13 protein-coding genes are annotated in these 12,038 nt (G+C 63.5%); 9 read left to right on the top strand and 4 right to left on the bottom strand.

The genetic code is table 11. From position 1 onward, the window contains the following. Positions 1 to 209 precede the first annotated feature (209 nt). The 9 genes from AWB82_RS19895 (at position 210) to AWB82_RS19855 (ending at position 8,192) form a co-directional block, all read left to right on the top strand. The gene (locus AWB82_RS19895; RefSeq protein WP_086970222.1) at positions 210 to 467 is read left to right on the top strand and encodes a hypothetical protein; all 258 of its coding nucleotides are present in this window, start codon (positions 210 to 212) and stop codon (positions 465 to 467) included. Positions 468 to 808: 341 nt separating this feature from the next. Continuing rightward, a complete protein-coding gene (locus AWB82_RS19890) occupies positions 809 to 1,510 on the top strand; it encodes an SDR family NAD(P)-dependent oxidoreductase (protein ID WP_086970221.1) in 702 nt (233 codons plus the stop codon). A 202-nt stretch (positions 1,511 to 1,712) separates the two neighbouring features. After that, complete coding sequence (locus tag AWB82_RS19885; RefSeq protein ID WP_086970219.1) at positions 1,713 to 2,426, top strand: GNAT family N-acetyltransferase; 714 nt, start codon at positions 1,713 to 1,715, stop codon at positions 2,424 to 2,426. A 134-nt stretch (positions 2,427 to 2,560) separates the two neighbouring features. Continuing rightward, positions 2,561 to 3,808, top strand: coding sequence for a serine hydroxymethyltransferase (glyA, locus tag AWB82_RS19880; protein WP_086970235.1), 1,248 nt, complete (start codon positions 2,561 to 2,563; stop codon positions 3,806 to 3,808). Between the two features lie 104 nt (positions 3,809 to 3,912). Continuing rightward, positions 3,913 to 4,527, top strand: a complete 615-nt coding sequence (locus AWB82_RS19875; protein WP_086970217.1) for a helix-turn-helix domain-containing protein — start codon at positions 3,913 to 3,915, stop codon at positions 4,525 to 4,527. A gap of 27 nt (positions 4,528 to 4,554) precedes the next feature. After that, entirely contained in the window at positions 4,555 to 5,103 is a 549-nt protein-coding gene (locus tag AWB82_RS19870; protein ID WP_086970215.1) for a GNAT family N-acetyltransferase, read from the top strand. A 100-nt stretch (positions 5,104 to 5,203) separates the two neighbouring features. Further along, entirely contained in the window at positions 5,204 to 6,334 is a 1,131-nt protein-coding gene (locus AWB82_RS19865; protein WP_086970213.1) for a hybrid-cluster NAD(P)-dependent oxidoreductase, read from the top strand. A 12-nt stretch (positions 6,335 to 6,346) separates the two neighbouring features. Continuing rightward, positions 6,347 to 7,576 carry a M24 family metallopeptidase gene (locus tag AWB82_RS19860; RefSeq protein ID WP_086970211.1) on the top strand — a complete coding sequence of 410 codons (1,230 nt, stop codon included), beginning with the start codon at positions 6,347 to 6,349 and terminating at the stop codon, positions 7,574 to 7,576. 13 nt (positions 7,577 to 7,589) lie between these two features. Continuing rightward, positions 7,590 to 8,192 (top strand): dimethylsulfoniopropionate lyase, encoded by a 603-nt coding sequence (locus tag AWB82_RS19855; RefSeq protein ID WP_086970209.1) that lies wholly within the window; start codon positions 7,590 to 7,592, stop codon positions 8,190 to 8,192. Between the two features lie 50 nt (positions 8,193 to 8,242). Here the strand turns inward: AWB82_RS19855 and AWB82_RS19850 are convergent, their stop codons facing one another. From AWB82_RS19850 to AWB82_RS19835, 4 genes are all read right to left on the bottom strand, one after another. Then, positions 8,243 to 9,664 carry a purine-cytosine permease family protein gene (locus tag AWB82_RS19850; protein WP_086970207.1) on the bottom strand — a complete coding sequence of 474 codons (1,422 nt, stop codon included), beginning with the start codon at positions 9,662 to 9,664 and terminating at the stop codon, positions 8,243 to 8,245. Positions 9,665 to 9,741: 77 nt separating this feature from the next. Then, entirely contained in the window at positions 9,742 to 10,905 is a 1,164-nt protein-coding gene (gene argE, locus AWB82_RS19845; protein WP_086970205.1) for an acetylornithine deacetylase, read from the bottom strand. Further along, entirely contained in the window at positions 10,898 to 11,575 is a 678-nt protein-coding gene (locus tag AWB82_RS19840) for a DUF1028 domain-containing protein (RefSeq protein WP_086970203.1), read from the bottom strand. The genes argE and AWB82_RS19840 overlap by 8 nt, the downstream gene beginning before the upstream one ends. A 19-nt stretch (positions 11,576 to 11,594) precedes the next feature. Continuing rightward, the gene (locus AWB82_RS19835) at positions 11,595 to 12,032 is read right to left on the bottom strand and encodes a RidA family protein (RefSeq protein ID WP_086970201.1); all 438 of its coding nucleotides are present in this window, start codon (positions 12,030 to 12,032) and stop codon (positions 11,595 to 11,597) included. Between the last annotated feature and the right edge of the window lie 6 nt (positions 12,033 to 12,038).

Genomic DNA, 12,038 nt, shown 5'->3' with positions numbered 1-12,038 from the left:
AACAACGGCATCAACTCCAACTACAACGGCGGCTTCTCGTTCGCCAGCCCGCAAACCAACGTCGCGCCCGTGACGCAAGTCGATGCATCGACGCACACGAACGTCGATCTGACCAACATCACGAAGTCGCTCGACGCGGTCGGCAGCGTGCTCGGCGGTGTGAAGCTCTAAGCCCTCGCACAAACATTCAGGTCATCCGGAGAGACATCATGTTGAAGATCGACAACCTCGCAGTCAGCAAAGAACTCGGCCGTAAAGAAATGCGCGCCATCGTCGGCGGTGCGAGCATCTTCCAGAACAACGGCATCAACGCCAACTCGATCACAGGCTTCGCATTCGCGAGCCCGCAAATCAACGTGGCGCCCGTGACGCAGGTCGATGCATCGCAGTACACCAATGTCGATCTGACGAACATCACGAAGTCGCTCGACGCCATCGGCAGCCTGCTGCACGGCGTGAAGGCGTGAAGACCTGAAGCAGCATCGCCGACAGGAGAAGGAACAATCACGCTTCCTTCTCCTCTCTCAACGCTTCGCGCGCATTACCTCGACGCCGACATCATTTGCAGCGCCACCAAATTCGAAACGTAGCGTCCCGCCTTGCCGTCGTTCGGAATCACGAGCCGGGCAACGCCGCGCCGTTCATCGAGTAAGCGACCATATCGGGCTGATTGCCGAAGGCCGGGCGAAAGACAATGCGTGTTAGCGACTAGCGCGCTATTGGTCAGTCGGAATGAAGGGCTTCGGTCCGCGCGCCGATTTCGCGCCACGGTTATGATCGGTTCCACCTTTCGTCCGAGCGTGAAGCCATGAGCACTCTTCCCTATCGCAGCGCCCTCATCATCGGTGCCGGGCCCGGCATCAGCGGCTCTCTCACCCGACGTTTGCGCGCCGAGAACATTCCGGTCGTTATCGCCGCGCGTAATGTCGAAAAGCTGGCGACGCTCGTCGATGAAACCGGCGCGATCGCGCTACCCGTCGATGCATCCGATGCCGGCGAAATGGAAACGCTCTTCGCCCAGACCGACGCGCGCATCGGCGCACCGGAAATCGTCATCTACAACGCGAGCGGACGCGTGCGCGGACCCATCGCCGAACTCGATGCGGCCGAGGTCGCGCAGGCTGTCGCCGTTTCAGCGCTCGGCGCGTTCCACGCCGTGCAGCAGGCGGCGCGGCGCATGATTCCCGCGGCCAAGGGCGCGATCCTGCTGACCGGCGCGACCGCGGGCGTCAAGGGCTTCGCGCTGTCCGCGCCCTTCGCGATGGGCAAGTTCGCGTTGCGCGGCTTGGCGCAGAGCGCCGCGCGCGAACTGGCCCCGAAGGGCATTCACGTCGCGCATTTCGTCATCGATGGCGGGGTGCGCGCCGAACATCGTGCCGATCCGCTCGACGCGCCGGACAGCACGCTCGATCCCGACGCCATCGCGCAAACCTATGTCGATGTGTTGCGCCAGCATCGCAGCGCGTGGACGTGGGAAATGGAGTTGCGGCCGTGGGTGGAGAAGTTCTGAAGCGGCACGCGTTCGCGGCGAACTTGCCGATTCGCTCGGCCATCGACGGAAACGGTTGAGTATTCCCGTTCGACCCATGCCGACGTCCGACGCGCTCGCATGGCGCGAATGACCCCAAAACTGTCATTTACGACAATAGCCGGAACGCTCCGACTTGCCTAAAGTCACCGACATTCGATCACCCTTCGCAATCGGAGCCGACATGAGCCGTCCGACCCACGCAGCACTCGACCGCCCGATCTGGGCCGCGCTGACCACGAGACAGGCGCATCTCGGCCAGGGCGACGCGCTCGCGCGGCGTTTTCATCCCGATGTCGCGCCGTTCGCGGCTATCGCGCCAGACGCGCCGGATGCGTGGCGCGCGCTGCACGCGCTCCTGCGGCCCGGCGAGCACGTCGCCATGCTGTCGGCCGATGCGCTCGCGGGCATCGACATCTTGCAGGCGAACCGCGTCGGCAACATCGATCAGATGATCGCGCCGCAACGCTTCACGCAAAGCATCGACGACAGCGACGTGATCGCCCTCGGCGAAGCCGATGTCGACGACATGCTCGCGCTCGTGCAACGAACGAAGCCCGGCCCGTTCGGAAAACGCACGCGCGAGACGGGCCGCTACATCGGGATTCGCGAGCGGGGCGAACTCATCGCGATGGCGGGCGAGCGCATGGCCATCGACGGGTATGTCGAGATCAGCGCCGTGTGTGTCGACGAACGCTTTCGCGGACGCGGTCTCGCCGGCCGCCTCATGAACATCCTGCGCAAGGAAATCGGGCAGCGCGGCGAAACGCCGTTCCTGCACGTGTTCAGTCACAACGAAGGCGCCATCGCCCTGTACGAACGGCTTGGTTTCGAGCCGCGCCACACCTTCGCGCTCATGCAGATCAGTCACGCAGAGCCCGGAAACGGGCACGCGTGACGCCGCGCCAGCCGGGTGCCTGCATTCCAGCGCAATGTCGAAATTCTTCTATCCGCGCGCGTTGGCTTTCGATGGAATACGGGACAGTCACGCGTTCCCGCAGCAACCCGCTTCTCTCTCACATGGGTACCATCATGTTCAATCGCGCAACCAGCACCGTTGAAAACGTCGATCCGGAACTCTGGGCGGCCATCACGGACGAAAACCGGCGTCAGGAAGATCACATCGAGCTGATCGCGTCGGAGAACTACACCAGCCCGGCCGTGATGGCCGCGCAGGGCTCGCAACTCACCAACAAGTACGCGGAAGGCTATCCCGGCAAGCGTTACTACGGCGGTTGCGAATATGTGGACGTGGTGGAACAGCTCGCGATCGATCGCGTGAAGCAGCTTTTCGGCGCGCAAGCCGCGAACGTGCAGCCGAACTCCGGTTCGCAGGCGAACCAAGGCGTGTTCTTCGCGATGCTCAAGCCCGGCGACACGATCATGGGCATGAGCCTTGCCGAAGGCGGCCACCTCACGCACGGCTCGCCCGTCAACATGTCGGGCAAGTGGTTCAACGTCGTGAGCTATGGTCTCAACGAAGCCGAGGACATCGACTACGAAGCGGCCGAACGACTCGCGAACGAGCACAAGCCGAAGCTCATCGTCGCGGGTGCGTCGGCGTTCGCGTTGAAGATCGACTTCGAGCGTCTTGCGAAGATCGCAAAGAACGTTGGCGCCTATCTGATGGTCGACATGGCGCACTATGCCGGCCTGATCGCGGCGGGCGTGTATCCGAATCCCGTGCCTCACGCGGATTTCGTCACCACGACGACGCACAAGAGCCTGCGCGGCCCGCGCGGCGGCGTCATCCTGATGAAGTCGGAATACGAGAAGCAGATCAACTCCGCGATCTTCCCGGGCATTCAGGGCGGACCGCCCATGCACGTGATCGCCGCGAAGGCCGTCGCGTTCAAGGAAGCGCTCTCGCCGGAGTTCAAGGAATATCAGCAGCGCGTGGCCGACAACGCGCGCGTGCTGGCTGAAACGCTGGTCAAGCGCGGCCTGCGCATCGTGTCGGGCCGCACCGAAAGCCACGTGATGCTCGTCGACTTGCGCGCGAAGAAAATCACCGGCAAGGCCGCGGAAGCCGCGCTCGGCGCCGCGCATATCACGGTGAACAAGAACGCCATTCCGAACGATCCCGAGAAGCCGTTCGTCACGAGCGGCGTGCGTCTCGGCTCGCCCGCGATGACCACGCGCGGCTTCGGCACGAAGGAAGCGGAGATCGTCGGCAACCTGATCGCCGATGTGCTCGAAAGCCCGGAAGACGCGGGCAACCTCGAACGCGTTCGTCAGCAGGTCGCGGAACTGACGAAGCGCTTTCCCGTGTACGGTTGATCTGAACCGGCCGTAGCCGTCATCGGCGGGCTCCGCTGTCCTCGGGCAGCGGAGCCCGCTTTCCCTTGACATCGCTATCCAGCTTATTGGAAACTACATCCACTATGCTAGATAACGTCAAGCACGCTTCCGAGCAAACGACCGAGAGCGACATCAACGAACGCATCGCCGGTCGCGTGCGCGAGTTGCGTGCCGCGCGCGGCTACACGCTCGACACGCTCGCGGCGCGCTGCGGCGTGAGCCGCTCCATGATCTCGATGATCGAGCGCGGTGCGGCCAGCCCGACGGCCGTCGTGCTCGACAAGCTCGCGGCGGGGCTCGGCGTGTCGCTCGCGAGTCTCTTCGGTGGCGAGCCGGAAGGCGCGCCGGCGCAACCGCTCGCGCGGCGCGGCCAGCAATTGAAATGGCGCGATCCCGAATCCGGCTATACGCGCCGAAACCTGTCTCCCGCGTGCTGGCCGTCGCCGTTTCAACTGGTCGAAGTGGTCTTTCCGGCCGGCGCGCGCGTCGCCTATGAAACGGGCGGACGCGAATCGAACCTGCACCAGCATGTCTGGGTGATGAGAGGACGCATCGACATCGTGATCGGCGACGAGCTTCACGCGCTCCAGCAAGGCGACTGCCTCGCGATGCGGCTGGACCGGCCGCTCATCTTCAGCAACCCGGCTTCGAAAGCGGCGCGCTACATTCTCGCCATCGGCGACGCGCCCGCGACCTGATTCATCTTCAGCCTGAACGGATACCGAATGAACACCACCGAACCGCGCGACTCCGTGCGCCTCATCGACTGCAACGAGGCCGAGCACGCGCCGGCCATCCTCGACATTCTGAACGAAGCCATCGTCAACTCGACCGCGCTGTACGACTACGTGCCGCGCCCCGCGCAAGCCATGGCGACGTGGTTCGCGGCGAAACGCGCGGGCGGCTTTCCGGTCGTCGGCGCAGTCGATGCCTCGGGAAAGCTGATGGGTTTCGCGAGCTGGGGCACGTTCCGCGCGTTTCCCGCATACAAGTACACGGTGGAGCACAGCGTCTACGTGCATCGCGATTGCCGCGGACTCGGCCTCGGCGAGCTTCTGCTGCGCGAACTGATCCGGCGCGCGCGGCAAGCGCAAGTGCATGTGCTCGTCGGTTGCGTCGACGCGACGAACGCGGGCAGCATCCGCCTGCATACGCGGCTGGGCTTCACGCACTCGGGCACGATCAGCGAAGCCGGGTTCAAGTTCGGCCGCTGGCTGGACGCGGCGTTCTATCAGCTCAAGCTCGAAACGCCCACGGCGCCGGTGGACGGCTGACGCATAACATGGAGTAATGGAACGCGGAAAATAAAGCGCGTTGACGGTGTTTTTGAGCGATCCAATTCTGCGCTCATCCTCAACGCACTCTTTGCGCGCCATGAACTCCATCGACAGAATTTTTGCTCCCGCCCTCGATCTCGACGATCGCCTCGCCGACGCCGCCACGTGGGAACACGGCGGCAAGCTCTGGCCGAGCGGCGTGCAAGAGACGCTGACGTGTTGCCGCGTCGTGGACGAGACGCACGACATCAAAAGCTTCGAATTCCGCACCGCAGACGGCTTGCCCGTGCGGTTCGAGCCGGGTCAGTTCATCACCGTGTCTTCGGACGTGCAGGGACGACCGGTCGAGCGGTGCTACACCATCTCCTCCGCGCCGACGCGCCCGTTTCTGCTGTCCATCACGGTCAAGCGCGTTCCGCGCGGAACGATGTCGAACTGGCTGCACGACAACATGAAGCCCGGCAGCCAGCTGCGCGCATACGGACCTTCCGGCGCTTTCACGCCGACTGTCGCGCCCGCGACGAAATCGCTGTACCTGTCCGCTGGCTCCGGCGTCACGCCGCTCATGTCGATGACGCGCGCGAGCATCGACCTCGGGCTGGATCGCGACATCGTTTTCATCCATAGCGCGCGCACGCCGGCCGATATCGTGTTCCGCGAGGAACTGGCGCTATTCGCGAAGCTCTCGCCGCGTCTGCGCGTGTTTTTCGTGTGCGAGGGCATCGGCGACGACACGCAGTGGCCCGGTCCGGTCGGACGTCTCAGCCTGCAATTGCTGTCGCGATGGGCGCCCGATTATCTGGAGCGCGAAGTCTTCACCTGCGGCCCGGCCGGATACATGAGCGCGGTGCGAACGCTGCTTCGGGAAGGCGGTCATGATCCGGCGCGCTACCATCAGGAAAGCTTCGACATCGGCGCGGGCGTCGCGCCCGAGCCCGCGCCGCAAGAAGCCGGCGCTGCCGAGGAAACCTTCACGGTCAAGCTCTCGCGCTCGTCGAAGTCATTCACGATGAACGCGTCGCAGACCGTGCTGTCGGCGGCGAAGAAAGCGGGCGTCGCGGTGCCGTCGTCGTGCAGCCAGGGCATTTGCGGAACGTGCAAGACCAGAGTGCTGGAAGGCACCGTCGACATGAAACACAACGGCGGCATTCGCGACAGGGAAGTCCAGAAGGGATTGCGCCTGTTGTGCTGCAGCCGTCCGACTTCGGACCTCGTACTGGAACTGTGAGGAGGCGCGCAAATGGCAAGCGAGCAGTTCATCGATGCAGCCGGCGTGAACGAATCGGAAAGCCACGCGCGGACGCTGCGCGACGTGAGGACATATCGGCTCGCGCGCGTGCTGGAGCAATTGAAGCAGCACGAATGTCCCGCGATCCTGCTGTACGACCCGGTCAATATCCGCTACGCGACGGACACGTCGAACATGCAGATCTGGACCGCGCGCAATCCGTCGCGCTACATCATGGTGTTCTCCGATGGCCGCATCGTCGCGTGGGAGTTTCATCGTTGCGAACACGTGTGGGACGGGATCGAACTGAGCGTCGACATGCGAAGCGCGGTGAGCTGGATTTACTTCAACGCGGGCAACGAGGCCGAGGCCCGCGCCGAAGTGTGGGCGAGCGAAATCGTCGATGTGTTCCGCGCCCACGCGCGCGGCGAGCGCAGGCTCGCGGTGGACCGGCTCGATCCGATCGGCGCGGCGCTGCTCGTGAAAAGCGGTCTCACGCTGCTCGACGGTCAGGCGATGATGGAAGACGCCCGCGCGATCAAATCGGCGGGCGAGCTCGTGCTGATCGGCGAATCGCTGCGCGCGTGCGAGATGGGCATCGAACGCATGCGTCGCGAGCTTCGTCCCGGCATGACCGAGCAGGAGCTATGGGCGCATCTTCACTTCGAGAATATTCGTCACGGCGGCGAGTGGATCGAGACGCGGCTGCTCGCGTCCGGCGAGCGCACCAATCCGTGGATGCACGAGTGTTCGTCGCGCGTGCTGCAAAAGGGCGAACTGCTTGCCTTCGACACCGACATGGTCGGCCCGCACGGTTATTGCTCTGACATCTCGCGCACATGGACCGTGGGCGACACGCGCCCGTCAGACGAACAGCGCAAGTTATACGAACTGGCCTATTCGCAAGTGCATTTCAACATGGACGTACTGCGTCCGGGCATGACGTTTCGCGAGTTCTCCGAGAAAGCCTGGACGATTCCCAAGCCGTATCTGAAGAACCGTTATAGCTGCGTGGCGCATGGCATCGGCATGGTCGATGAATATCCGGCCATCGCGCATGAGGTCGATTGGGACAGCGCGGGTTATGACGGCCGATTCGAAACCGGCATGACGCTGTGCGTGGAAAGTTATATCGGCGCGGAAGGCGGAAGTCAGGGCGTGAAGCTGGAACAGCAAGTGGTGCTCACGGAGCACGGCTGCGTGCCGCTCACGACATGCAGCTTCGAGACCGAATGGTTGTGATAAGGATCGCTTAATGAATCATCGTCCCGAGAATGTGACGGCTTTCATTGCCATTGCCGAGAAGCTGTTTCAAGCGGAGAAGCTGCCGGAAGCGGGCCGGCAAGTCGCCGCGCGCGTGTTCGAACGGCTGCGCACGCCATCCGACGACGGCGCGCGGCATCGCACGCGTTATCCCGCTTGCGAGTGGCTCGACGCGACGCTCGCGCCTTTCATCGACGACGACACCAGCTTCGGCGCCGCCGCGCGCGCGATCAAGGCGCTGGAACCCGATCTCGGATGGTCGCGCCGTTCGTCGGGCGTGAACGGCAGCGACGGCTACATCGAAGCGCACGTGCACGGCATGATCTGCGGTCCCGGCGGCGCGGAGAGCCGCTATGACGTGCAACTCGGCTTCTCGCTGATGTTGCCGCACACTCGCTATCCGGATCACAGCCATCCGCCCGAGGAGGCCTACGTGCTCTTCACGCCGGGGGCATTCCGGCAAAACGGCGGCGAATGGCGCGATCCGGGCATCGGCGGCGGCATTCATAACGTTCGAAACAATCCGCACGCGATGCGATCCGGCGACGTGCCGTTTCTGGCGATCTGGTGCTTGCTGACGAGGGAAGGCGACTAGCTCGCGCCTGACCGCATTTCGATGCGAATGCCGCGCCGCGCACGCCTGACTCATCGCGCCGCACTGGATGCCATGTGCGCGCCGTTCTGCCTGCGCCGGTAACTCGTATCACGCGACGCGAGCCAGTAATAAACCGGCGACGTCAGCAGCAACCCGACGATCCACGACAGATCCGCGCCGTCGAGATACTTCGGCACCGGGCCTGCGTACATCGGCGTGTTCATGAACGGAATCTGCACCGCGATGCCGATTGCATAAGCAATCAACGCTTGCGGATTGAAGCGCCCATAAATGCCGCCGTCCACCTGAAAGATCGACTGGATGTCGTACTTGCCTTTGTGAATCACATAGAAGTCGATGAGATTGATCGCGGTCCACGGCACCAGCACGACGAGCAATGCGAGCACGAGATCGACGAGATTCGCGACGAAGTTCGTCGATGCGCCGATCGCGCCATAGCAGCACGCGACGAGAATCACGACCGACAGCACCGCGCGCGCCTTCGCCGTCGGAATCCAGCGATACGCGAACGTCTGCAACGACGTGATCACCGCGAGCACCGCGCCGTACAAATTCAACGCGTTGTGGCTGATCACGCTCAAGAGGAACAGCACGAGCATTGGCAGGCCGAGCGGGCCGGTGGCGAGCTTCACGGCGTCCATCGCGTCGGCGCCGGGCGGCACCGCCAGCACCGCGACCGCGCCGAACGCGAAGGCGAGCGTGGAGCCGATCGTGCAGCCGAGATACGTGGCCCAGAACGTCGACGAGACGCACACACTCGCCGGCAAGTAACGCGAATAGTCGGACACGTAGGGCGCAAACGCGATTTGCCACAGCGCCGAGAGCGACACCGTCGCGAGCCAGCCGGCGAAGTTGAAGCCGCCGCGCGTGAGGAAATCGTCCGTCGAAACATGCGTGAGGATGTACCCGAAGCCCACGCAAATGCCGATGCCGAGCACCCACGTTCCGATCCGGTTCAGGATATGAATGAACCTGTATCCGATGATGCCGATCAAGCCCGACCCCACCGCGCCGATCACGATGCCCACCGGCACCGACACCGATGCCTCGACCCCATGCAGCGATTTCCCCGCGAGCACGATATTCGACGCGAAGAAGCCCACGTACATCACGCCCGCGATAACGGTCACGAGCAGCGCGCCCCACGAGCCGAACTGCGCGCGGCTCTGGATCATCTGCGGGATGCCCATTTGCGGTCCTTGCGCGGAGTGCAGCGCCATCAGCACGCCGCCGACCGCCTGCCCGACGATGATCGCGACGATGCCCCACAGCAGATTCAGATGAAAGATCTGCACGCCGAGCGCACCCGTCACGATGGGCAGCGGCGCGATGTTGCCGCCGAACCATAACGTGAACAGGTCGCGCACTTTGCCGTGACGATCCTCGGGCGGCACGTAGCCGATGGTGTGCTTCTCGATCAAGGGAGAAGCGTTTCGTTGCGCAGTGGTCAAGGTCGTCTCCGGTTTGTGCGCGGCAAAGCGATGCCCTGACGCGCGATGCGTCGGGCTCGCCTGCGGCGTTTGAGAAATCAGGCTGTTGTCGAGAGATGGTCCGCGAGGCGTATGAGCATCGCGTCGCAATCGTGGAGTTGTTCGAGCGTCACGAATTCGTCGGGCTTGTGTCCCTGATCCATGCTGCCGGGTCCGCATACGACAGTCGGGATGCCCGCCTGGTCGAAGAGTCCGCCTTCCGTGCCGAAAGCCACCGTGCCGAATTCCGACGATCCACTCAGGAGCGCGACGAGACGCGCCGCAACGCTCTCGGGCGATGTCGCGAGTCCCGGATATGCGGAGAGCGGTTCGAGGCGAATGTCGGTATCGGATTTCACGGCGCGCATCTTCGGCAGCAGTTCGGCTTGCGCGTATGTGTGCAGATCGTCGGCGACCGTGTTCGCGTCGAAGCCCGGAAGCGCGCGCACTTCGAAATCGAACTCGCATTCCGCCGGCACGATATTGAGCGCGCGCCCGCCTTTGATGACACCTGTTTGTACGGTCGAATAAGGCGGATCGAAACGCGCGTCGCGATGCTCGGGCTGCGCCAGTCGTTCGCCGATCTCGTCAAGACGATTGATGAGACGCGCAGCATATTGAATAGCGTTCACGCCATACGGCGCATACGCGGAATGGCAAGGCGCGCCCCTCACCCGACAGCGCATCGCGAGCTTGCCCTTGTGACCGAGCACCGGCTGCAACGACGTCGGCTCGCCTATCAGACACAGCACGGGCTTGTGTGCGCGCTTCTCAAGTTCCGCGAGCATCGGCCGCACGCCGAGGCATCCGACTTCCTCGTCGTATGAGAACGCCAGATGCACGGGCAATCTCAGTTCGCGCTTCAGCAACAACGGCACCGCCGCCAGCACCGACGCGAGAAAGCCCTTCATGTCGGCGGTGCCGCGGCCATACAACCGGCCATCCTTTTCAGTAAGACGAAAGGGATCGACGGTCCACGGCTGGCCATCGACTGGCACGACATCGGTATGACCCGACAGCACGACGCCGCCACGATCGCGCGGCCCGATCGTCGCGAACAGATTCGCCTTCGTGCGCTCCGCGTTGTAGAACAGCTCGCTTTCGACGTCGAATTGCGCGAGGTAATCGCGAATGAACTCGATCAGCGCGAGATTCGAATCGCGGCTGACTGTCGCGAAACCGATCAGGCGTTCGAGCAGATCGCGGCTCGTCATGTCACTCATCGCCCGGCACTCCGTAGCTCGGCGCGGCGGTCGGGTTCAAGGCGCGGGTCACGTAGTCCTGCATCTGCGGTCTGTATGCCTGCCAGAGAAGATCGAGTTTGCCGATAGGATTTTCATCGGCCCAGTCGACCCGCAAATCGACGAGCGGCCAGCTCTGTTCGCCCGCGATCTTGAGCGCCGCCGAATGCACCGGCCCCGCTTCGCCGCCCGCCGCGATCGCCGCGTGCATCGCTGCAAGAAGGCGATCCGCAAGCTGGCCCGGCGCGTTCTCGAAGGCGGGAATCATCGCTTCGATCACGTGCGCGCCCGCAAGCATGTTGCCCCCCGCGACGCATTGCCTGCCCGCCACCGCGTGATACGTGCCGAGCGCCTCTTTGCCGCTGAAGAATGCCGTGCGGCCTTGCGCATCGATCACCGTCACCTGCCGATACTCGCTCCATTCGTTCGCGCCCAATGCGCGATCGAGCGCGGCCGTGGGATCAAGCCGCGCGTTTTCCATGTGATCGAGAATCTGCGGACCGAGCGCGGGCAGCGTGATGTTTTGCGTCGCGACCACGCCGACGCCCGCGCGCACCCACGGACAGCGCGCGCCCACCGCGATGCTCGATGAACTGATCGCGATGCCGAGCTGGCCCGTCTCTTCACATCGTCCGACGATAGAGAAAGTCATTTGCAGTCCTTTAGATCTTTCATGCCTGAGGCGGTGTCCATCCCTCGGGGATGACGGCAATCACATCGATCTCCATCAGCCATTCGGGTTGACCGAGCGCGACGACCGTCAAGCCCGTCGAAATCGGAAACACGCCCTTCAGCCATTTGCCGACTTCGCGATACACCGGCTCGCGAAAGCGCACATCGGTGAGATAGGTCGTCGTCTTGACGACGTGCGAGAGATCGCTGCCCGCCTCTTCGAGCAACTGCTTCACGTTCTTCATGGCCTGCTCCGCCTGCGCGCGCGCATCGCCGAGACCGACGAGATTGCCGTCGAAATCCGTGCCGATCTGACCGCGTACATAAACGGTATTGCCCGCGCGCACGGCCTGACAAAGGTCGTTATCGAGCGTCTGATTCGGGTACGTATCCTTCGTGTTGAACATGCGGATACGGGTATGCGTAGGTTGACTCATCGAATG

Origin of the sequence: Caballeronia glebae (assembly GCF_001545035.1) — a bacterium.
GTDB lineage: Bacteria > Pseudomonadota > Gammaproteobacteria > Burkholderiales > Burkholderiaceae > Caballeronia > Caballeronia glebae.
This window is presented reverse-complemented; position numbering and strand designations above follow the sequence as displayed.